14 protein-coding genes are annotated in these 23,829 nt (G+C 41.3%); 5 read left to right on the top strand and 9 right to left on the bottom strand.

Going from position 1 to position 23,829, the window contains the following annotated elements; genetic code table 11:
• The first annotated feature begins 81 nt into the window (after positions 1-81).
• A complete protein-coding gene (gene recA, locus ABJF57_RS01080; RefSeq protein WP_462235325.1) occupies positions 82-1,080 on the top strand; it encodes a recombinase RecA in 999 nt (332 codons plus the stop codon).
• A gap of 28 nt (positions 1,081-1,108) precedes the next feature.
• Positions 1,109-2,443: an erythromycin esterase family protein gene (locus ABJF57_RS01075; protein WP_462235327.1), complete on the top strand. Its 1,335-nt coding sequence runs from the start codon at positions 1,109-1,111 to the stop codon at positions 2,441-2,443.
• 5 nt (positions 2,444-2,448) lie between these two features.
• Here ABJF57_RS01075 and ABJF57_RS01070 read toward each other — a convergent pair whose 3' ends face one another.
• Together ABJF57_RS01070 and ABJF57_RS01065 are read right to left on the bottom strand one after the other, a co-directional pair.
• The gene (locus ABJF57_RS01070; protein ID WP_462235329.1) at positions 2,449-3,708 is read right to left on the bottom strand and encodes an ABC transporter permease; all 1,260 of its coding nucleotides are present in this window, start codon (positions 3,706-3,708) and stop codon (positions 2,449-2,451) included.
• 23 nt (positions 3,709-3,731) lie between these two features.
• On the bottom strand, positions 3,732-4,985 hold the full coding sequence (locus ABJF57_RS01065; RefSeq protein WP_462235330.1) for an ABC transporter permease: 1,254 nt from the start codon (positions 4,983-4,985) through the stop codon (positions 3,732-3,734).
• 195 nt (positions 4,986-5,180) lie between these two features.
• Here ABJF57_RS01065 and queA point away from each other — a divergent pair, with 195 nt between their 5' ends.
• The gene (gene queA / locus ABJF57_RS01060; protein WP_462235703.1) at positions 5,181-6,227 is read left to right on the top strand and encodes a tRNA preQ1(34) S-adenosylmethionine ribosyltransferase-isomerase QueA; all 1,047 of its coding nucleotides are present in this window, start codon (positions 5,181-5,183) and stop codon (positions 6,225-6,227) included.
• 11 nt (positions 6,228-6,238) lie between these two features.
• On the top strand, positions 6,239-6,880 hold the full coding sequence (locus ABJF57_RS01055; RefSeq protein ID WP_462235332.1) for a 2-C-methyl-D-erythritol 4-phosphate cytidylyltransferase: 642 nt from the start codon (positions 6,239-6,241) through the stop codon (positions 6,878-6,880).
• Between the two features lie 17 nt (positions 6,881-6,897).
• Here the strand turns inward: ABJF57_RS01055 and ABJF57_RS01050 are convergent, their stop codons facing one another.
• From ABJF57_RS01050 to ABJF57_RS01020, 7 genes are all read right to left on the bottom strand, one after another.
• Entirely contained in the window at positions 6,898-10,968 is a 4,071-nt protein-coding gene (locus ABJF57_RS01050; RefSeq protein ID WP_462235334.1) for an FG-GAP-like repeat-containing protein, read from the bottom strand.
• Positions 10,965-12,077, bottom strand: coding sequence for a TIGR03032 family protein (locus tag ABJF57_RS01045; RefSeq protein WP_462235336.1), 1,113 nt, complete (start codon positions 12,075-12,077; stop codon positions 10,965-10,967). Before ABJF57_RS01045 ends, ABJF57_RS01050 begins: the two co-directional genes overlap by 4 nt.
• Positions 12,078-12,149: 72 nt before the next feature.
• Positions 12,150-17,456, bottom strand: coding sequence for a DUF5050 domain-containing protein (locus ABJF57_RS01040; RefSeq protein ID WP_462235338.1), 5,307 nt, complete (start codon positions 17,454-17,456; stop codon positions 12,150-12,152).
• A gap of 179 nt (positions 17,457-17,635) precedes the next feature.
• Entirely contained in the window at positions 17,636-18,817 is a 1,182-nt protein-coding gene (locus ABJF57_RS01035) for a T9SS type A sorting domain-containing protein (protein WP_462236266.1), read from the bottom strand.
• Entirely contained in the window at positions 18,814-20,301 is a 1,488-nt protein-coding gene (locus tag ABJF57_RS01030) for a tail fiber domain-containing protein (RefSeq protein ID WP_462235342.1), read from the bottom strand. Before ABJF57_RS01030 ends, ABJF57_RS01035 begins: the two co-directional genes overlap by 4 nt.
• Before the next feature lie 181 nt (positions 20,302-20,482).
• Positions 20,483-20,704: a DUF2795 domain-containing protein gene (locus tag ABJF57_RS01025; RefSeq protein WP_462235344.1), complete on the bottom strand. Its 222-nt coding sequence runs from the start codon at positions 20,702-20,704 to the stop codon at positions 20,483-20,485.
• Between the two features lie 143 nt (positions 20,705-20,847).
• Positions 20,848-22,047, bottom strand: a complete 1,200-nt coding sequence (locus ABJF57_RS01020; RefSeq protein ID WP_462235346.1) for a DUF349 domain-containing protein — start codon at positions 22,045-22,047, stop codon at positions 20,848-20,850.
• A 55-nt stretch (positions 22,048-22,102) separates the two neighbouring features.
• Between ABJF57_RS01020 and ettA the strand changes: the two genes are divergently transcribed.
• Positions 22,103-23,782, top strand: coding sequence for an energy-dependent translational throttle protein EttA (ettA, locus tag ABJF57_RS01015; protein ID WP_462235348.1), 1,680 nt, complete (start codon positions 22,103-22,105; stop codon positions 23,780-23,782).
• Positions 23,783-23,829 lie beyond the last annotated feature (47 nt).

The raw sequence follows: 23,829 nt of genomic DNA, 5'->3' as shown, positions 1-23,829 counted from the left end.
TAATATTTTTAGCTAAATTCATTTTTCTTAGGATTGAAAGAACTATTTTTGTCTGATTTTAAAAATAAGACTAAAAGAAATATGGCCGATACGGAAGATAAAATGAAAGCCCTCCAGATTACCATCGATAAACTGGAAAAAACCTATGGCAAGGGAGCCGTCATGAAACTCAGCGATGAGAAAGTGATGGATGTACCTACCATTTCTACTGGATCCCTAAGCCTGGATATTGCTCTGGGAGTTGGGGGAATTCCACGAGGGAGAGTTATTGAAGTATACGGTCCGGAGTCTTCAGGTAAAACCACCCTTGCAATGCATTGCATTGCAGAAGCACAAAAAGCCGGAGGTATGGCGGCCATTATTGATGCTGAGCATGCATTTGACAAGTCATATGCAGAGAAACTTGGCATTGATACAGAAAATCTTTTGATCTCACAGCCGGATAATGGGGAACAGGCTTTGGAAATTGCTGAACATCTGATTCGTTCGGGTGCGCTAGATATCATTGTGATTGACTCTGTGGCGGCACTTGTGCCTAGAGGTGAGCTGGAAGGAGAGATGGGAGATAGCAAGATGGGGCTTCAGGCTCGATTGATGTCTCAGGCATTGCGAAAGTTGACAGGTACCATCAATAAGACAGGGTGCTCATGCATTTTTATCAACCAGCTTCGTGAGAAGATCGGTGTGATGTTTGGAAACCCAGAAACAACCACGGGCGGTAATGCATTGAAATTTTATGCTTCCATTCGATTGGATATCCGAAGGATTGGTCAGATCAAAGAGTCTGCAGATAATGTAATGGGTAACAGAACTCGAGTGAAGGTGGTGAAGAATAAAGTAGCTCCTCCATTTAAGGTAGTGGAGTTTGATATCATGTATGGCCGTGGAATCAGCAAGAGTGGTGAGATCGTCGACATAGGAGTGGAGCTTGACGTTGTTCAGAAGTCGGGTTCATGGTTTTCTTACGACGGGAATAAGCTAGGTCAAGGTAGAGATGCTGTGAAAGCACTGATTGAGGATAATCCTGAATTGATGGAGGAATTGGAGAAGAGAATTAAGGAGAAATTGAACGGCTCTTAAACACTTTAGATCATTTACCTTTATAGGTATGGTTCGCAGTAAGTTTTATTTATTCTTCCTGATATTCCTTTCGATAATTTCCGGATGTTCTAAAAAAGATCTGCACGTCGAAGATTGCATTCTAACAGAAGCGGAGGACGTGCTCATTTCCGAATTGGATATGAAGTATGCCAAACCTTTTGGCGAAATTTCTTTGGAAGGTGAATATCCGGAAATAGAATCACTGCTTGATTACCTTTCGAATAGCCAAATAGTTGGGCTGGGAGAAGGCACACATGGGACGGCTGAATTTTATGATTTCAAGAATTACTTATTTCGAAAGTTAGTTGAGAATTTGGCTTTCAAAGCCATTGTCTTCGAGATACCGTGGGGGAATGCGTTGGTAATAGATGACTTTGTGACTAAAGGTATCGGAACTGCAGATCAGGTAGTTGATCAAAGTTATTATTGGACCTATGACACGGAAGAAGTCAGGGAATTGGTTCAGTGGATGCGTGACTATAACCTTGGCTTGGTTGAATCCGAAAAAATTCATTTTGTCGGTTGCGATCCACAAGGCAATTCATTTAAAGAAGAAACCGATATCATATTAGATTATTTGAATACTCATATGCCGAGTGCGGTTTCTGATGTGACTTCATACTACTCTCAACTACCACAGTCTGACCTCTTCAATTATTCGACTCAAACTGAATTTCATCAAAACAATATAGCAGGTGTTCAAATGGCCCATGATCTATTGGTAGACCATAAAGAAGAGTTGCTATTGAGCAGTACAAGTTATGACTATGAAGTGACGCTAATGGCGGCACATGTGGTAAAGGAGCGCGAGTCAATTTATCGCACGTCTGATTTTGGAGAAAGACGCGATGAATTGATGGCTGAATATTCGGAATGGTGGCATAGGATACTCAATGATAAGGTTGCCATTTGGGCACATAATAATCACGTTTTAGACGGTACGCCATTTAATCAGGGGCGAATGGGTACCTTTTTGAAAGGATCGCTTGGTGATGACTACCAAATTGTCGGGTTTAGTTTTGGAACTGGTTCGTTCAATGCAATTTTGGCAGATAGGGATTTTAATCCTATTGGGAATCTGGGAAGATTGTCGATTAAGTCACCGCTGTGTGGGTCGGTCAACAATTTATTAAATCATGTAGAAGGCGAGAGGCATTATTTGATATTTAGCGAAATGGAAGGAGAAGTAGCAAACTACTTCTCAGATTATCAAAAATTCACACAGTTTGGTGCTTTTTTTAACCCTGCATACATTGAAAATTACAGCCATAGGTTACCGCTGAGAAGCATAATGGATGTTTTGATTCATTACGATTCGACCAATGAGAGTATTTTAAGATAGAAAACCTACCCTGTTGTTCGGATTGCTATCACAGGATCTAATCGTGCAGCCATCAGTGCAGGTACAATTCCTGAGATCACTCCGATGATTCCCGCTACGCCCAACCCTAGTACAATGTTGCTGAATGTAAGCACTAAATCCAGGTTGCCAAGACTTGCGAGGGAAAGCAGCCATACGAGGAATAGTCCTACTCCACCTCCAATCAAGCTTAAGAAGATCGCTTCGAATAGGAATTGAAAAAGAATAAAGAAGTTTTTGGCACCAAGAGACTTTTGAATACCGATAATATTGGTTCGCTCACGTACTGAAACAAACATGATGTTGGCTATTCCAAAACCTCCAACCAAAATGGAGAACCCTCCAATGGCCCATCCAGCAACTCCTATGACATCAAACGTAGAGCCAATGATATTCATGATGGCATCTTGTCGATTGACAGAGAAGTTGTTTTTCTCTTTTGGACGCAAGCCCCTTTTGCTTCTTAGAAGTCCGGTAATTTCTGCTTGTAACTCTACAAGTCCAATATCATCAGTTCTGCCTTTTACACTCACGAGTGTCTCCACACCTCTATTCCGTCCGGAGTAAAAAATCTTTTTGAAAGACTGATACGGGATCATGATACTTTCATCATTGCCGGTGTCTCCGAAAATACCTTCTCCTTCCTCTTTGAAAAGCGCAATTACTGTGTATTTGAGGCCTTTAATTTTTATTTCTTTTCCTATTGGCTCACCTCTGGGGAAAAGTTTTTTCGCAATGAGGTGCCCAATCATTGCAACGTTCTTGCCGGTATAGGATTCTGAGGCGGTGAAATACCTGCCTTTTTCCACATCGCTAGCCATGTCATATACATCCTGATGTGTATGTGAAATGCCAAAAAGGGAGATTCCACTGTAGCTATTGCTTTCATGCTTCACAGCATTTACCCCTGTCACTGCAAAAATGGTAATCCCTTCTGCGTTCTTAAGGTTCTTCTTAAGGAATTCATATTCCTCATAGTTTGTATATGGACGTTTGATGTATTCCCACCAAGGAATGTTGGGACCAAATTCATACGGGAATCTTCTGATATCGAGGTTGTTCGCATCGAGAAAGCTTAAACTACTTTTTATGCTCCTCTCAAGAGAGTCGACTAATGTGAAAACCGCAATAATCGCAAAGATTCCAATCGTGACACCCAATAGCGAAAGGGTTGTGCGAAGAAGGTTCATGCGTAATGCGCTCCATGCAAAGCGGAAACTTTCGATAACTAGCTTAAATACTTTCACAATCAGGTCTATTTAATGGTTAATTACCCAGTCGTTCGAATAGCGATTACAGGATCTAAGCGTGCTGCCATCAGAGCGGGTACAATCCCTGAAAGGACACCAATGATTGCCGATACTCCAAGACCCAATATCACATTGCCAGAGGTGAGAACTAAATCCAAACTTCCTAAGCTGGCGAATGATATGAGATATACAAGTAATACACCAACTCCACCTCCAATCAAGCTTAAGAAAACTGCTTCAAATAAGAATTGGAAAAGGATAAAGTAATTTTTGGCGCCAAGGGATTTTTGAATGCCTATAATATTCGTGCGCTCTCTTACTGAGACGAACATGATGTTGGCAATGCCGAACCCACCAACGAGTATGGCAAACCCTCCTATAATCGCGCCAGCAACGCTTATTGCATCGAAAGTTGATCCGATGAAATTGGTAATTGCTTCCGGTCTATTTAATGCGAAATTATCCCCTTCCTTTGGTTTTAATGATCGTTTCTTGCGCATGAGTCCTCTGAGCTCAGCTTCTAATTCTACCAGACCTACATCTTCTGTCAATCCCTTGACTGTAATCCTGGGTTCTACACCTCTGCGCCTGCCGGAATAGTATATTTTTTGAAAGGATTTATAAGGCAAATAAACATTATCGTCATTACTGGGCGCTCCTAAGAAGCTGTCACCTTCTTCTTTAATTAGCCCAATGACATAATATTTCAATCCTTTAATCTTTATTTTCTTGCCTATCGGGGTGTCATTAGGAAACAGCTCTTTGGCGGTACGATATCCAATTATGGCAACATTGGAGCCTCCGTTGGCTTCTTCTCTTGTAAAGTATCTGCCCTCCTCAATAGGAATTTCATAAACATCCTTGTGATCATAAACCACGCCAAGTAACGATAGGTCTGCCGCACTACTGCTTTCATATTTAGCAATGATGCCTCCGCGAACAGTGAAAATTGCCACTGCCTTAGCATTGTCAACGTTTTCTTTGATGAATCTATACTCGTCAAATGTCACATACGGCCTTCTGAGGTACGTCCACCAGGGGTATGGACCTCCAAAGCCGTAGGGCCATTTCTCAACATTGATATTGTTTGTTCCTAAAAAGTTAAGGCTATCCTTTATGCTTCTTTCGAGGGAATCTACGGCCGTAAATACAGCGATAATGGAAAAAATTCCAACTGTTACACCGAGTAGCGACAAAGTCGTGCGGAGCAAATTTGTCCGCAAGGCACTCCACGCGAAACGAAAACTTTCGATAATTAACTTAAATACCTTCACTAGTGATTTTTAATAAAACAAATGTAGCTAAACAGATTGCACGTTTTTCAATAAAATAGGGATCGGTCTATGTTGTTTTCAAACGGTAATTTCCATTAGTTGACGAGTTTAAAGTTGTATACGTTACAAACGTGAAACATATTTGCTAATTTTGCGGTCCTTTGATCATTAAAATAGATCCTTTTTCCTATGGGAATGAAATTATCCGAATTCAAATTCGAACTACCATCAAGCCTTATCGCCTTACATCCAGCTGAAAACCGTGATGACTCTCGTCTGATGGTCATTCACAAAGACACAGGTGAAATTGAACATAAAGTTTTCAAAGATGTCGTCTCCTATTTTGGAGAAAATGATGTGTTTGTTACGAATGATACACGCGTATTTCCTGCAAGACTGTATGGTAATAAAGAGAAGACTGGTGCTAAGATTGAAGTGTTCTTACTTAGAGAATTAAACACTGAAATGAAGTTGTGGGATGTCCTTGTTGATCCAGCGCGTAAGATTCGAGTAGGGAACAAGCTCTACTTCGGAGAAGGTGAGTTGGTTGCTGAAGTGATTGACAACACCACAAGCAGAGGTAGAACTATTCGTTTCCTGTTTGACGGAGATCAAGAGCAATTCTATAAGATGATTGATGCTTTGGGCGAAACACCACTTCCAAAAGAAATCAAACGATCAGCAGAGCCTGAAGACAGAGAGCGTTTTCAAACCATTTTTGCCAAAAATATTGGAGCGGTAGCTGCACCGACAGCAGGTATGCACTTTACTCCACAGCTGATCAAGCGAATGGAACTTATCGGCATTGATATAGCGCCTATTACATTGCATGTGGGTCTTGGAACCTTCCGTCCAGTGGATGTTGAGGATTTGACCAAGCATAAAATGGACTCTGAAAACTACTGGGTAGAAAAGCCCACAGCTGACCGAGTGAACAAAGCACTGGCTGACAAGTCTAAAATATGTGCAGTAGGGACTACTGCAATGAAGACATTGGAGTCGTCAGTATCTGCAAATGGTTTGTTGAAAGACAATTCTGGCTGGACTGATAAATTCATTTTTCCTCCTTACGAATTCAAGATTTGTGATGCGCTCATTACAAACTTCCATCTACCAGAATCTACCTTATTAATGATGGCTTCTGCTTTTGGAGGATATGAGTTGATGCAAGAAGCTTATCAGCTGGCCATAAAAGAGAAGTATCGATTCTTCAGCTATGGAGATGCGATGCTAATAATCTAACCTGATCAGGCTTGAAAAAAAGCGCCATAATAGTTGCAGGCGGCATTGGCACACGTATGAAAAGCGATGTGCCAAAGCAGTTTCTTCTACTAGATGGTGTGCCGATCATTGTCCAATCGATTAAAAAATTTCTTGAGAGCGACAAAAGCATCTCAATAGTTGTCGTGCTACCTAAGGCTCATATGCTGCAATGGGAGAGCATGAAGTCACAGCACTTCCCAGACGATGATTTTAAGCTAGCCGTAGGTGGAGCTACTCGTACGGCCTCAGTTTTATCAGGACTAGACTTGATTGAGGAGGGAGGCTTGGTGGCAATTCACGATGCTGTCCGTCCTTATGTGACAAAAGAAACCATTACAGCTTCTTTTGAGTCTGCTGAGAAAGATGGTTCTGGCGTGGCAGTAGTGAATCTCAAAGATTCTATTCGCGAAATTACTGGGACTCAATCCAATGCTAAGGATCGATCCAACTATGTTTTGGTGCAGACGCCTCAAACTTTCAATGTGACAAAGCTGAAGGAGGCATACAAAAAAATAGGTTCAAAGCATTTTACAGATGATGCCAGTGTCTTCGAGGCTGCTGGAAATAATGTTCAACTTATAGAAGGAAGTTACGATAACATCAAGATTACAACGCCCGAGGATTTGAAGTAACCCTCAGGCGATTGACATTAATTTTTGATGATTTTGTACACCACAAGATCTTTTCGATTTTCATCGATCACACGGAAGATGTATTGACCTTTTTCGAAATTGGAAATATCGATCGTTACATTTTTTTGATCTCCTTTTAACGACTTTCTAAGCATCTCTCTGCCATTGAGGTCGTAAACTTCGAGCGAAAGATTTGCTGATCCCGTTTTGGTATAATCAATGTTGATTAAGTCAGCAGTTGGGTTAGGGAATATTTTAAAATCTGAAAAATGAGGCGAGGTTAACCCAAGTACTAATTCAATGAAGATGCCATCCTCGGAAGCAAATACTGCAAGCCTAAAGCTGTTGTCTCCTACGCCAGCTTCACCAACATCAAATTGAACAAATGCGGATTCGTCCAATGGAACTCCAGGATATTCGACAAAGAACCTGTAGGTGCCCTCCGGCAGGAACCCGTATTCAAATTCTCCATTATCATTGGTCTCGCCGTATGCAATCAATTCGAATTCATCTGTACTTTGTCCGGTACGTCCTCCGCTTCTTTTCCTTCTTAGCCCACATTTTCTTTTAGCGGCGCGTCTTCTTGCATCTATCCTGCTTGCATCATCTTCAAAATCTTCTTCTATGGAGCCATTTACAAGTCCTTCTCCATCTGCAGGAGTCAAAACTGGAGGCACCTCAGTTATCGTCACTTGAATAATCGAGTCACTGTTCAGCTTCAATGTATCTGCTTCGTCCCATAGAAATGCATCTGAATAATAGGTGGGAACATAAAGCGCTTCATCTGAACTCACATTAACTAAAAAATCTCCAAGCACGACAGCTGGGAATGAAAAACTGCTGGATACATTTTCTTGAGTGGCTATGCTCAGGGTGTCAAATCCAACCTCGCCTTCTTCTATCTCAAGCAGATATCCATTTACATTTTCGGTAAGCAGTACATCGCTATCATCAGTGACATTGACGGTAATTATAGAAGTAGCGAGTACTTCAATGGGGGTAGAAGATAATGTAAGACCCGTAGCGATGGAATTATTTATGTCCAACCCGTAAAGCCCCATATTGGATCGATCAATGTTCGTTATGCTATAATTTGCTGTTGTAGCACCAAGAATATCATCCCCATCATACGTCCATTGATAGGTATTGGCAGACCCATTTACATTAGAGGTTAATGCTTGCGTTGACCCTACAGGGATTTCTATTGGGCCATTTTCAATGATGCCTTCTACCAGCTCTTGTTGGTTTGTGTAGCTTAGGACGGCAACTCCGCCTACTGCTTCAAGATCACCAAAGTCTAATCGATTTCCATTTAAATTGATGTCCAAAGCACTTGTTAAGGTGCTAAACCGTGCTCCAAGAGCATCAATGTCATTGTCCGATACATCCAATATTTCTAATGCAGCCAATTGATCAACCGCTGCAGGTAGCGTCCCGCTTAGACCATTATTAGGGAGTTCCAATCTTTCTACCCGATCTCCATCCGTGTTTAATGTTACACCAAACCAAGTACTCACATCTCCGGATTTCCAGTTGGTAGCATCCGTCCAGTTTGCTCCATCCATTGTATCGAAAATATCAACTAATGCAAGCGAATCTGGCTCCAATGGGTTTGGTATCAAGGAGCTGTTGAAGAAGATGTTTGTGCCTCCATAATAATCGCCAATGACAATGTCTTGATCACCATCCCCATCTAAATCTCCTATATTGACACTGCTGTATTCTGTTGCAATTGTCGGGATGTCATGGTCGAAGGCAAAATTTGCTGATCCATCGTTGACCCACAGTTTAGGATATGAGATATATCCTCCGGAAACGACATCCACATCGCCATCACTATCAATATCTCCAAGGAAACTCGCATAATTGCTTCCAGTGGCTACATTTTGACCATTATCAGTAAAGGTTCCACTGCCATTGTTTATGAAAACATAGCTTTCTGCTGTAGGAGAATCGTAACCATTCGAAGCGAAAATGTCCATGTCACCATCCCCGTCTAAATCGGCAAGATCAACATCGGAAATGCTAAAATTGGATCCTAAAGGTGTAAATGTGGAACCTGCAGCGAGGGTCCCGGTATTATTAATAATTGTTGTTATTCCTAGTTCTTCTGCGGCGAGCACAATGTCCTTATCTGAATCTCCATCTATATTTTCAACATTCATTTTGGAGTTGCCTGCATTGGCAATGGAAGATGAAAGTGAAAAAGTCAATGAACCTTGATTGTCATATATTCTGATGTAATCATTACTGACACCATCTTGCCTAGCCACTATATCCATATCACCATCTTCGTCCATGTCAGCAAGGAATACTTGATCTGTTTCATAGCCGGTTCCTAAGTTTGAATTGTAGGTAAGATTCCCTGCTCCATCATTGGTGTAGATGATAAAGCCAGGGTATTGACTGTCGCCTTCAAGGGCAACCACCATATCCATGTCACTATCACCGTCAAGGTCACCAAACGCTAGCTGATAGGCGTTTCCGGGAAATTCCTGGCCAATGGTGAAGTTGCCGCTACCGTCATTAATCCAGCTTCTTGAAACTGAACCACCTCCTTGTGCTAAATCTAAATCCCCATCCCCATCAAGATCCACCAATTTGGTATCATAGGTAGAGGAGATTGTAAGTATATCTGCTCTTTGCGCAAATGCCCCTGCTCCTTGATTGTCCCTAATCGATAAATTACCATCGAAAAAGAACAAATCAGCGTCACCATCCGCATCAAGATCTCCTGGTTTAGACTGGCCAGCCAGTCTGATTTGTTCAGAGAACAAACCGGCCCCATTGCTGATGAAAACGAACGTCGAATCTTCGGTATTTGCGACAAAATCCTCAAAGGCATCCGTATCTACGCGCATTGGAAAAATATCTTCTCCATTATCATTTACCGATGCAGAAAGTACAACGTCAGTTCCTTCCGTGAATGGACTGGAGCCGTCTGTAGGGATAGTGCCATTGCTAGTGAATGGCCTTACCCTGACACCGGATATGCCAGAAGGGAAAGTGAGGAAATCAAGATCACCATCATTGTCAAAATCAATAGGTACGGATCCATCGTTAAAATTATTGGTGGGAGCTAAGCTAGAGTTGGCTTGAGAGAAATTCCCTGAGCCATCATTTTCCAGGATTTGAACACCATAGCTGCTGAATGAAGGCAAATAGGAATGGTAAACAATGTCAATATCTAAGTCTCCATCAACATCCATTGGAGATATTAGATGTGAGCTTTGAGAGAACATATACGAACCTTTGTAGGCCGTAGTATCACTGAAATCAAAACTTACGTTATTGAAAACTGTTACAAAATCATATGATGGAGAGTCTTGGCGAGTTTCTCCTACAAAATCTAGATCACCATCACCATCAATATCGGCAACAGTCAAACGATCATCGTCAAAATTCACATTTGGGAAAGTGACTGCTTGTGAAGTAAAACTCCCAGCACCATCATTGACCCACATTTGTACTCCAATTGCACCGTAGGTTCCATTTCGCATAAATAAATCCAAATCACCATCTCCATCAAAATCTGCAAGAATGGTTTGCTCTACTATTTCTAAAGGTGTATTTGTTAATGCTGAGATACTAAAATTGAACGATCCCTCATTCGTTAGAATCAAAGGGCTCTCTAAATAGGGGACATACAAAGCATCCAAGTCCCCATCGCCATCCAGATCACCTGTATGAAATTGATTGAAGAGCGGCACCCCCAAACCAACTTTAGGCTCGAAAAACACACTCTGTGCAAGAGGTTGTATATCGTTTATTACCTGATTGGCATGTTGTTTCAATCGAGTTTTAAAATCTTCTTTTGGTTTTTGTTGAGCGCTTGCTGATACCACAACACCCATAGCCAATGCTACTGCCCAGTGTTTATAGTTGAGTCGATAGTTAAATCCTGTTTGTGCTCCTAAAACTGCGATTCGCTTCTCAATGTTTTTGAGTCTTTCTACTGCATCTCTTTGTTTTCTAAAGCGCTGCTTTTGGAATTCTCCTTCTTTCACACTTTTGTGAAACCTTGATGCAAGTTTTGCATGTTTGTTTTTGAGTCGACTGAGCAGCGACGCGTATAGTGAATTTTTCATATAGCAGTAGTGGTAGTTTCTGGTTGAGTTTCTGGTTCAGGATTATGCCAGAATACTTCATCCGATGTAACAACGGATGTTCTGTGCATTCCCTTTTCCAGGTTAAGAATGTTGGGTCTGGTATTCCCTTCCAGTAGGATGAGGTCATACAACTCTTCAACACTGGTTTGATAATTTATATACCCACAAGGTTGACCAGTGGGGATGTAGACAACTGTGATCCCACAGTTTACTGATCGTTTGGCCACCGGCGCTTCCTTGAATAGGGAGCTATTCGGCCGAAGTTTTGATGTAGCAATGAATAAATAGTCACCTATTCGATCCATGCCTCTTGCAAAACCATTGATCTTAGTGATGATGTCATAGGTTCCAGCCTGGACGTTAACTTTCACAAGCTCACCTGTGGCTGACAAAAGCATATAGAGCTCCTTACCATAAATTCTAGGTGTGTGCGGCACAGGTAGTCTGGATAGGATGATTTCATCCGTCTCTATATCGATCAAAACACCACCATCGAGCATTCCTTCTTTCCAGGATCTATGTGAGTCGCCTTGACCAAGTGCAGAGATATATTTGGGTTTATTTGATTCAGTCTCTAAAGCCAGCCCATTGAGATGACATCTGTCCTCGGGTTTGAGGGCTGAAATGAATTTTGGTGTCCAAATGGGTTTGAAACTAAAGTCTTCATCAATCTTGCAAAGTGTTGAAAAAGCCGTATTAACGCCCACAAGCCCCTCGTTTGTAAAATGGATGTCGTGCATGTCAAGCGGACCTGTGTAATAGCTTGCTCTTGGGATGTATAGACTGTCGTAGACGTTGGGATTTGGAGCGTAATTGGCAGCTAGTCCTGGCGCATTTCCAGTGACTACCACAGAGTCATTGGTTGCAATTGCCCACTTGTCACCTTGCTTGGCCATTCCCATTGGCTTAGCAAAAGTTCGCGGCAGTTGAATCAACTGGTTTGCATCCTTGGCTGAGAAAATCACCACTTTACCTGTTTGATAGGTACTTATCGCAATGGAGCAGTTTAACCCTTGCAATAACTCGGGAATGTTAGGTGTATAGGTATAGCTAAATGGAGGAGCTGGCGTCATATACGTGGTAGTCAAACACTACAAGTTAAAAAATCCTGAATATTTATCACTAGTAATACGGTTCAAATTATGCCATGAATAACGGGTCTATTGTTTGATAATTCGGAAGGTTAATGCAGTTCGATCTTTTTGCGTGTCAAAAAACCTCAATAGGTATTGTCCTTTTCGATAGCCTTTGAGATTCATTTCAAGGTTTCCTTCTGTTCCTTTTTTTAGGTCTCTGGTTATCAGAACTTTTCCTTTCATATCAATAAGCTCCATCGTTATTTTTTCTGATAAAATCTTGTTGTAATCAATGTGAATGATATCTATGGTGGGATTAGGATATATGCTGAAATCTGTAAAAAAGTTTTTAGTAACTCCAAGTACCAACTCAACAGATATCCCTTCTTCGGTTACGACCGCAGCAAGAACGAACGAGTCATCAGTAACCCCTGCTTCGCCCACATCAAATTGGACAAAGGAAGATTCGTCAATAGGGATTCCCGGATATTCCACAAAGAATCGATACGTTCCTTCCGGAAGGAAGCCGAATTGGAATTCACCATTGTCATCTGTTTCACCATAGGCGATAAGCTCAAATTCATCATTACTCTGTCCCAGGCGTCCACCTGATCTTTTTCTACGCAAGCCACATTTTCTACGTGCAGCTCTTCTTCTTGCATTTATCCGTCCGCCTTCTTCCGTAAAGTCTTCTTCTATACTTCCACTCACCAATCCCTCTCCATCATCTATAGTTAGTTCTGCAGGAATGGCTGTGATTTTAATCTGTATAGTGGTGTCACCGAGTAAGGATAGTACTTCAGCTTCTTCCCATAAAAAGACATCTTGATAATAGGTGTCGACGTATTTCTCAGGGTCTGAATTAATTCCAATAAGAAAGTCTTTCAATATGATAGGGTCGAAGGAAAAGGATGAAGTCACTGCATTCTTTCTTCCCAAGGTGTCATATCCTCTTTCTTTCCTGATCGTTTCCATTATTGCTCCAGAAACATTTTCGTCAATCATTTCCGAGTCAAAGTCTGTAACGTTGACACTGACAATTGCTGTGGCCAACACATCAATAGGATCAGAAGTAAGCGTTAGATCAGTGATTAACCCACTTTCAACCTCAACAGAGTAGGAGCCCATGTTTAAACGATCAATTGAATTTATGGAGTATGTAGAGTCCGTGGCTCCTGCTAAATTGCCTCCATCATATTTCCATTGATAGGAAAGACTGCTGCCTTCGATTGCAACACTTATGGTGGTATCCTTGGTAACCGGAACCAGAACGGTATCTGGTTGATACAGTGAAATATTTTTTTGATCTGCGTAGTTTAAAAATCCCAAAGAAAAGACCGGCTCTAAATCTTCAAAATCCAGGCGATTGGCGGATAGATCCAAGGAAGTGATTGGGTTGGAGCTAAGTAGGTTTAAATCTGGAACTTCTGAAAATTCATTGTTGCTAAGATCGAGTCCTTCAAGTGATGTAAGATTGACTAATGTTTCGGTAAGAGCCCCTTCTAACTGATTACCAGACATGTCAATGTTTTCCAGAAATAGGAGATTGCCAATTTGATCAGGAATGGTCCCTGTTAAGTTTCTGTTTGGGAGATTTATTTCAATAACTCGACCTGAATTGAGAGATACACCCTCCCAGGTATCCATGTCAGTTTCGAGCCAGTTTTCAGATGACGACCAAATTTCACCATTAGTAGTTTGGTAAAGATTTACCAACGCCAACGAATCGTAATATCTGTCACCCGGAGGCTCAAAGTTTTCAAAAAAGTAGAGGTTGTATCCATCTTCTGTACTTTGTCCGAGCACCACCTCAAGGAGCCCATTGTCATTAAAATCTCCTACGGCATTGCTTGCTTGATAATTGAGGAAGTTGTTTCTGCTACCTAAAAAATCTTGAACGGGAGCTTTGAGTGTACTTGCTGGAATTGAAGCTTCTGAAATGTTTTGTGCTGGAAAGATGTAAGCATCAAAACTTTCACCGTATTGGCTTACCAGAATATCGTCTACGCCATCTTCATCATAGTCTCCTAGGTTTTGAAAATCATGCAAACCATTAGAGGAAACAAAAGTAGGATCTGACGAACTAGAAGGTAAACGGATTGCATCATCAATGATGTTGTCCAATTCAGATCCTCCATATAAAACAAAAACGGAATTAGTCCCTATTGAACTGATTACTGGATCCCTGGCAAAGACCGGGCGAATAAGAATGTCGGGTTGGGAGTTATTGTTAACATCCGAAATTGTGGTAGTCCAACCGAAGAATTGTTGATTGTTTTCAAAGGCTGACCCACTCAGTGATATCGTTAAGTCCGGGTCAACATAATCTGTTTTGCCATTGCCCCCAAAATAAATGAAGTATTCACTGCTATTTGGGTTTGACACGCCGAAATCATCAATTCCGTCATTATTGATATCTTCTAACTTGAAAAGGCGATGGGCAAAGGAAGCTGCACTGATCTCTACTTTATCAGTGAGGTTTCCAAATACAGATTGTCCACCAAAGTAGATTTGAATGGCAGAGGCGTTACCTGCCGTCGATAGCCCGAGATCTTCAAAACCATCATTGTTGATATCTCCCAATGAGGCAATATTAATTGGCCCCGTGAAAGAACCTAAGTTAAAATCTGCACCCAATCCTGATAGTGAAATTTCCTGATACTGAACTGTGCTTTCAGAAAGACTGGAGCCACCTTCCATTAGAACTATTGAGTTGGCACCATCATAATCATTCGGATCATGTACAGATATTGCCACGTCATGAAAGCTGTCTTCTGTAAACTGACCTGACGCAATGTTTGTGATTCTTAATGGATCGGTTATTTGGTAGGTCACCGTTGGGATAGATGATATTCTATTTCCTCCATTGTAATAGTTCATTGTTTGACTCAACCCTATGGCTAGGTCAATTATTCCATCCCCGTTAGCATCTATGACTTCTACTGTGTTTTTTAAGGATTGGTCGACACCGGTTTTGATCTGATGGGTGAATATTTCAACATCTGAATTTACAATAAATGGGGGAGTGTCAGTGAATCTATGTGCGCCGGAATTAAGAGTGAGATTTGGAACTAGCGTGTTTTCTATTAGTAATTTATAGTCACCATTTTCTCCAGGATTCACAGTTAATACATTCGTAGTTTGACCGGGAATAGTGTCACCGTTCAGAAACCATTGATATATGTTGGATGTCCCAGGAGTAGAAGGGGTAATGTTGTAGGGAAGAGAAAGATCATAAATGACTGTGTCACTGCTGAATGTTCGCTGTTGCTGATAATCAAAGATTGGAATGGATATATTGGGTTCTATGTCGTCAAACTCCAAGAGGTTAGAAGCAGCGTATACCTCAGCAAGTGATGCCAGGCCGGATAAATCAGGTAAATCCTCAAATGAGCAAGCTGAAATGTCAAGGGTAATGAGAGAATCAAGCCCATTTAATGATGGGAATGCCCCAATTAGCTCAAAGTTGACATTTAGGTTGAGATTCCTAAGCTTCGTTAGATTTACTATTTCGGCGGGAATTGTTCCAGAAAGCCTGTGTCCAGAGAGATTGAGTGTGGTCAACTCAGTCAGGTCTCCAATTGAAGGTGGAATCTCACCTCTTATGAGATTTGAAATTGATTGGAAATTCAATGATACGATACGACCATTTTCTACTGAGACGCCTTGCCATCTGGTCACATTCCTGCCTTCCTGAAGCCAATCTGTGTCACTAGCCCAGGTGGGTCCGTCCGTAGCATTGTAGAAATCAACCAGTGCCAGCGAGTCTGCTTCAAGTGTGGGTTGAAGAATATATGCTGTTTGTATGGAGTCGTAAAGTACAAAAGCTTGAATGTCACCGCTGCTGCTTCCAACAACCTCTGGGTTAGAGCCATCCACATTTACTCTTCGGAAGAATCCATCTGACCAGTATAGTCGCTGGCTGTCTTGATCAATCTTTATGTCATTTGGGAAAAAGTCAGGGACAATTATTTCCTGGACATTGGATCCGTCCAGACCCGCCTTGAATAGCTGACTATTCTCATTCCAGAAGATTTCTTGAGTGACATGATTGATGGCAATCTGATCTGCGGCAGAAGAATTCACCACCAGCTCGTCTGCACCTCCTTCGATGGGTACTCTCCTGATTTGTCCAATATTGGCAATCCAGTTTCCTACTGAAAAATAGATGTAGCCATTAGTTTCATCTACATCAATGTCATTGAATCGCTGATTGTTGCCATCACTGAAAATTTGAACTTGATTCGTCCCATCGATGGCTGATTGAAATATTATTCCAGGAGCGGTCCCACCAGACCCTGTCCAGTAGATGTGGTCTTCTGTGGTGACAATATTGATTGGGGTATTTAGCGTTGGGATTAATGTACTAGTCTCCCCTGATGATAGATCGTGACTCAAAATACTACCACCGTCAAAATCTGTAATTAGGATTTGATTTAAGTTCATGGCAACCTCTCTAGGAGCTCCAATCTCGCTGGATATCAATACCACCTCGTTGGTGGTAGCCGGATCAACGCTCAATAGTTGGGTAGGTCGAGAGGTGTATAAAAGATCATTGTAGAATTCTACATCTGAATCAATTAAGGAAACCTCGCTTAATTCATTTGAAACAACAGTGGCATTAGAACCATCAAAATTTATTCTTAAAATAGAATTGGTTAAATTATTAAAGGAATAAAGTACATTATTAGGAACATCCAACGCGATCCCCTTTGGAATAAATCCTTGCTGAGAAAACACCGTTTCCAGTCCAGTGCCGTCTGTATTAATCCTGAATATGGCATTTCCATTGTTATCCCCAAAGTATAAATCTTGGTTTGTTATATCAATTTCTAAATCTGACCTAAAGTCGTTTTCTAGGGTGGCTAAAAGCGTCTCATTTGCTCCATCGAGATCTGCTTTTTTTAATTCAATTTGACTGGTCCAAAAAACAGAGTTGTTTACAGGGTCTATGGCTATATCTCCATTGCCTACAATTCCAATAACAGGCTCTTGATTGAGTCCATCGAGATCAGCTCGTTCGATACCATTATTGAATGTTCTCCAATAAATCTTATTATTCAACGTATCTATTGCCAGTCCCTCGAATTGAGTATTTCCACTAAATGTGATAACATCTTCGAGCACACTACCATCGAGATTGGAGCGTGAGATTTTCTTCAGTGAAGGGTCTGCCCAGTAAACTTTTTGATTTTTTTTGTCAACTTCAATGTGTCTGGGGTTTGAAATGGATCCTTGAAGTAGCTGTATGTTTGTGAGTCTGTTGATATCGAAAATATTAATAGACCGTGTGTCATTGTCCATCCAAACAATATCAGTCGTTTGTGAGTATACGCGATCACCAATAGATATTAGAAGGACAAGAAAGAGAATCTTGCTGGTAGTTTTCATGCTGGGTAGTATAGATTGTCAAATTATGGATACTATCCACTAATCGCAATACCCTGTTTGAGGTATTTTGATGCTTAGAGCTTTCTAAGCCTAAAAAGGTTGAGATGGAATCTTGAAATAATGAAAAAGTCCACCCTAATTAAAGGATGGACTCTCTACTAGGCTAGCGTATGAGGAATCTAGTTCTTTATAATCCTGAATGTCAGAGCAGTTTTCTTTTTCTCATTATCAATGAATTTCAGTAAGTATTGACCTTTTACAAATGGTTGTAGATCTACTTGAGTCTGACCTCCCTTACTTTTAGGCATTTCACGAGTCAACAAAACCTTCCCATGCATATCTATGAGTTGCATGCTTATGCTTTCAGCGTTCATCTTGTCATAGGATACATTGACAACATGAGCGGCTGGGTTTGGATATATACTGAAGTCGGTGAAAAATTCGCTGGTCAAACCCAAGATTAACTCAATGCTGATGCCAGTTTCAGTTACCACAGCGGCGAGCACCAGTGAATTATCAGTTACGCCTGCTTCACCAACCTCAAACTGAACGAATGATGATTCATCGATCGGAATTCCCGGATATTCTACAAAGAAACGATAGGTTCCTTGGGGCAAGAATCCATATTCAAATTCTCCATTCTCGTTGGTTTCTCCATATGCGATTAACTCAAATTCATCACTCGCCTGACCTGTGCGCCCGCCTGTTCTTTTTCTTCTAAGTCCACATTTCCTTTTTGCAGCCCTTCGACGCGCGTTGATGCGCCCGTTAGAATCTTCAAAATTTTCTTCCACCACTCCTGATACATTTCCATCCCCATCTGCTTCAGTCAAAGTAGGAGGTACCGCCTCAATGATGATTTCGGTAAGTGTATCGCTACTCAATTCCAAAACATCTGCTTCTTCCCATAGAAATGCATTTCCATAATAGGTAGCTACATATTGGTCAGGATCTGAATCCACATTTATAAGATAGCTCCCCACAAATACTGGATTGAAATCAAAACTTCCGCCACTATTGGTAGTATTATCAAGTGTATCGTAGTTGCCAGAATCTCTGATCCTTAGTAAAAGCGCTTGAGTTTCTTCGGTAAGCGTACTTCCTCCAGAAACCGTATTAACTGAAACAGTCGCGCTTTCCATGTTAAATGCAGCAAGATCAAGGTAAATGCTAAAGTTTTCGCTCGCCGGTATACCAGAAGTCTGACCTGTTGCAAATTCTGTCGAGTAGTTGGTGCTGGACAAGGTTCCTCCTGCATAATTCGTAGTATGCCCCTGACTACTTAGCTGCGCCTGCATTGTAAGATTACACAGCAGAAGTGTAACAAGTAAGAAGGATTTCATTGTTGCTGAAAATTTCATTTGCCTGATGCTTTGCTGCTCCCCAACACTTTCATGAGGTTGTCCACCTGAGATTTAAGTGTTTTTACTTCTTCCAATGAAGCTCTTAGATCAGCGTTTTCGGATTCCAATTGCTCCACCTTGGCATTTAGCACCTTGACCGCCTCAATCAGTACGGCAGTCATTTGTGCATAATTCACCGCTTTCATTCCTTCGCTATTGGTGATTACAAATTCGGGATATATTTCTTCCACCTCTTGCGCGATCACACCAATCTGGTTCCTCTGAGATTTAGCTTCATCTTTCCATTGGTATGACACGCCTCTCATTTTGAGGGTTTTTTGCAGCGGATCTTCAAGATTTATGATGTTTTTCTTTAATCTTCTATCGGAGGTTTGAACCATGCCGTCTGAGGAGGTCAGCGTATTTCCTGCCACATCGCCGGTTACGGAGATGTTACCATTTTGCCCATCTAAGCCAATCGTGTTAGCTCCGCCATTATCTCTAATGTCTATGAATCCACCACCTGATCCACTATTGGAAGATATAAGAATGGTTTCATTGACAGTGCCTCCATTTGCGGTGTTCATGATGGAAATGCGTCCCGAGGTTTCTCCAGCTTGGTCATCAGCAACAATTTCAACGTTAGAACTAAAATCTCCGGCTCCATTATCATTTTGTCCAAACACTTGAACAATACCTAACTCACTGTTTGCCCACCATTGACCTGAAACATATACATTTCTGGTTGTAGGTCCATTGATAAGCATAAGACCACTTTTTCCAGTTGGATCACCACCAGATTCATCCCTGTTTATCCCGAGGGCAGAAAGGAGCCTCCCATCATTGTCGGAAAGATCAATTCCACCTCTTCTGAAGCTATCGGAAAATGGATTCCCAAATACATCTGTTCCGGTGATGTACAGGTTGACCATAGCAGTGACGTCATCTTCGGCAGCATTAAACCCACCAAGGGTCAGGAATGAAGTGCCAACATTTGCGGATGTACCTGTTGCTACAAATGATCTTAGGAAGTTATTCGTTGGATCGGGATCTGTAAGTTGAAAATATCCACCTTGTGCCCTTCCAATGAGAGATACTGCTTCGAATCCAAGCGTATTATTCATTGAGATGCTTTGGGTTTCAATGCTGTCAATACCAATCGGACCATCTGAAGTGTAAGGCAAGAGCGGTGAGTGTAGTATCACCGATCCTAAATCCTCTCCATTTACTGTAATGTTCAAAAGGATTTCTCTGCTGTCTCCAAATAAGGTGTCGGGAAGGGGGGTGGTGGATCCTAAAACAACTGAGTAGTAGCCATCAACAACTGGTACATTACTTTTTGTTTCTGACCACACGGGGCTTGCAATGCTAAAGTCTATGGTTGCGGTTCCGTTAAAAGGCCGATCATTATCCAATAGGCGACCTTGGAAAGGTATCTGTTGGGCAAAACCAATGGTTGATAGGATAAGTGCAAAAAGAATAGTTAAGTAAAATCTCTTCATTATTAAGTTTGGTTAATTGACTAGTGAAAATCATTTTCTAACATAATGATTGGGAGAAATTGTTGCAATACCTTCTTCGGGGTATTTTATCAAAAGATAAACTTTGACTTAAATCTTGAGCATAAAAAAAGCTTCAACCTTTCGGTTGAAGCTTCAATGCTTTGTGTTAAAGTCAAATTACCTAGTATTCGTCTTCATTAAAGAAGAAGTCTTCTTTGGTGGGGTAATCTGGCCAAATTTCTTCAATATTTTCAAATGGCTGTCCATCATCCTCAAGTTCCTGCAAGTTTTCTACAACTTCCAACGGAGCTCCTGATCGGATAGAAAAATCTATCAATTCATCTTTGGTGGCAGGCCAAGGGGCGTCTTCTAAATAAGATGCAAGTTCTAGTGTCCAATACATATTCTAGCCTCAGTTTATAAGTCCTGTTTTAATAATGCGCGCAAATATATATTATTATACTTTATGCACGCATAGTCAATTTTTTTCAATCATCGAAAGGTAATTTTCTTACACCAAAACGCAAGAAAAAGTTTCTATAAATTTCAAAATTCTCCAGAATCAACCCATTCCAGTAGTTTGAGCTTCACATCAATCTTCCTTTTTTGACTTTTAATTTTACTTTCAACCAGCTTGTTCATTTTTCCATCGTTGGAAGAAAAATTAGCTGAATTCTCTTCGTATGTCTTTAAATCTTCCTCATCTCTGGATACTAAATCTCGGATGATTCCAATTCGAATACTTTTCTTTTTGTCACCGGTTAACTTTGCAAAGTCCGGAAACCTCTTATGAGAGAGTTTAATGACGAATTCTCTTTCATTTAACAATTGGATGAGTTCCAAGCACTTAAACTTATCCGGATTTTTTGTTCGATCACGGAAAATTTCTTTTTTGGTCTTGGTGAGCTCTTCTTTATTGTAGGGCTCTTTACCCCCTTTGATTGCCTCTAGGACACCAATTGTCTCTGAATAGTCTACCTGAGGATCAAATTTTTTCCCCTTGAGCAGTTGATTAAACTCACTATTTAAAGGTAGATACAATTCTGCTGGAATTCCCCCAATTTCCTTCCATTGCTCTTTCAGCTCTTTCACTTTTGTGAACCGTTCCTTACCATGAATGTCTGCTAGCTTTTTTGCTTCCTCTACCAATTCATCGTATTGGCGCTTTCGATGCTCTGTTAGCTTTACTTTATCTTCAAAGAATTGCTTCTTTCGGTCAAAAAAACCTTGAATTTTTTCCCAGAAAGTTTCTTCCAGAGATGTGTTTTTGTCTTCCTCGGCACTTCCAGTTTTAATCCAACGACCTTTAATGTCATTTACTTTTTCTGTTGCTTCTTTCCAGTTGATAATTTCAACGGCTTCATTTGCTTCTTCTAATAGCGCATTTTTTATTTCCGTATTGCGAACCCTGTTCTTTTGAATGATATCTCTCACCAGAGATTCATACTTCATGATCTTATCGTGGAGTTCTTGATAATCACCCAATCCGTCATGCTGAGGGAGGTGTTCTCTAAGATGCACCAGCTTCATTAGAAATGATCCTTTGTTTTCTGTGGAATCGATCTTTTCAATGACTTCATTGATTTTCTTTTCCATATCCGAAAAGCGTTCTTGAAAAAAAAGAGCTGACTTTTCTGCGTTATCATCACGGACTTCTCCAATCTCTCTATCTGGGCATTCTCCCCAGCCGCTTTGAAAAACCTTTCCGTCTTTTATAAATCCAAATGGTACCTGTATACTATCCAAGGTGAGTGTAATTCTTAAATGCGTAGTATCTTCGATTTCTTAATCAAACTTAAGCATGTCAGACGAAAAGATCATCTTCTCCATGTCGGGGGTCAACAAGATTCACCCACCGCAAAAACAAGTACTTAAGAATATTTATTTATCATTTTTCTATGGTGCAAAAATAGGAGTATTGGGCCTCAATGGGGCTGGTAAGTCCTCTTTACTTCGCATAATCGCAGGAAAAGATACAGATTATCAGGGTGAGGTTGTGTTTTCCCCCGGATTTTCTGTGGGAATGCTGGAGCAAGAGCCGGAACTCGATCCTGAAAAGACAGTCATAGAAATTGTGAGGGAAGGAGTGAAGGAAATTAATGACCTGCTTAAGGAGTACGAAGAAGTGAATGCCAAATTCACAGAACCGGAGATACTAGAAGACCCTGATAAGATGAACAAGCTCATTGAAAAGCAAGGGGAAATTCAGGAAAGGCTAGATGCTACAGGTGCTTGGGAAATTGATCATAAGCTTGAACGAGCGATGGATGCGTTGCGTACCCCTCCGGAAGATGCATTGATAAAAAACCTATCAGGAGGGGAGAAAAGAAGAGTTGCACTGTGCCGGTTGCTATTGGAGCAGCCTGATGTGTTGCTATTGGATGAGCCTACTAACCACCTGGATGCTGAGTCGGTGCTGTGGCTGGAGCAACACTTACAGCAATATGAGGGCACGGTGATAGCAGTAACTCACGACAGGTACTTCCTTGACAATGTTGCTGGTTGGATTTTGGAGCTTGACCGGGGAGAAGGGATCCCATGGAAGGGCAATTACAGTAGCTGGTTGGAGCAGAAGGAAAAAAGGTTGGCTAAAGAAGATAAGCAGGAATCGAAAAGACAAAAGACCTTGCAAAGAGAGCTGGAATGGGTGCGCATGAGTCCTAAGGGGCGACAGGCCAAAGCCAAGGCTCGTCTAAGTGCTTATGACAAACTTCTTGGTGAAGAGGCAAAAGAGAAAGAAACACAACTTGAATTATACATTCCTCCTGGCCCACGATTGGGAGCTAAAGTCATCGAGGTTTCAGGCGTGGCTAAAGGGTACGGAGATAAGTTATTGTATGAAGATTTGTCCTTTAGTTTACCGCAAGGAGGGATTGTCGGAGTGATAGGCCCAAATGGTGCGGGTAAGTCTACACTTTTTAAAATGATAACGGGAAATGAGACTCCTGATAAGGGAAGTTTTGAAGTGGGAGAGACTGTAGTGATGAGCTACGTAGATCAGGAACATGACCAGTTAGACCCAGACAAGACAGTGTTCGAAGTTATTTCTGAGGGCAATGAAATAATAGATTTGGGAGGACGTGAGATGAACGCTCGCGCCTACGTGAGTAAATTTAATTTCTCAGGAAACGACCAGGGGAAGAAAGTAGGAGCGCTCTCTGGAGGTGAAAGAAACCGTGTGCATTTAGCGCTTACACTTAAACGAGGTGCAAACCTTATTCTTCTCGATGAGCCCACGAATGATTTGGATGTAAACACGCTACGAGCACTTGAGGAGGCTCTCGACAACTTTGGGGGATGTGCTGTAGTCATCAGTCACGATCGTTGGTTTCTTGACCGTATATCTACCCATATACTAGCTTTCGAAGGAGACTCCCAAGCCTACTGGTTTGAAGGAAACTTCAGTGACTATGAAGAAAATAGGAAGAAACGTCTGGGTGATGAAGAGCCTAAGCGAATCAAATACAAAAAATTAATGTAAATCTCCCTCATATGAATTCCATGTGATAACCTAAAAGCTACTATTAA

This window comes from Ekhidna sp. (assembly GCF_039940915.1).
Taxonomy (GTDB): Bacteria; Bacteroidota; Bacteroidia; order Cytophagales; family Cyclobacteriaceae; genus Ekhidna.
Note: the sequence above shows the minus strand (reverse complement) of the source record. Positions and strands in the feature narration are given on the sequence as shown.

Bases quoted from the DNA above. Each gene is read 5' to 3' on its own strand.
- recA (WP_462235325.1), top strand. From the start codon at position 82: ATGGCCGATACGGAAGATAAAATGAAAGCCCTCCAGATTACCATCGAT.
- ABJF57_RS01040 (WP_462235338.1), bottom strand. From the start codon at position 17,456: ATGAAAACTACCAGCAAGATTCTCTTTCTTGTCCTTCTAATATCTATT.
- ABJF57_RS01050 (WP_462235334.1), bottom strand. From the start codon at position 10,968: ATGAAAAATTCACTATACGCGTCGCTGCTCAGTCGACTCAAAAACAAA.
- ABJF57_RS01030 (WP_462235342.1), bottom strand. From the start codon at position 20,301: ATGAAGAGATTTTACTTAACTATTCTTTTTGCACTTATCCTATCAACC.
- ABJF57_RS01035 (WP_462236266.1), bottom strand. From the start codon at position 18,817: ATGAAATTTTCAGCAACAATGAAATCCTTCTTACTTGTTACACTTCTG.
- ABJF57_RS01075 (WP_462235327.1), top strand. From the start codon at position 1,109: ATGGTTCGCAGTAAGTTTTATTTATTCTTCCTGATATTCCTTTCGATA.
- queA (WP_462235703.1), top strand. From the start codon at position 5,181: ATGAAATTATCCGAATTCAAATTCGAACTACCATCAAGCCTTATCGCC.
- ettA (WP_462235348.1), top strand. From the start codon at position 22,103: ATGTCAGACGAAAAGATCATCTTCTCCATGTCGGGGGTCAACAAGATT.
- ABJF57_RS01025 (WP_462235344.1), bottom strand. From the start codon at position 20,704: ATGTATTGGACACTAGAACTTGCATCTTATTTAGAAGACGCCCCTTGG.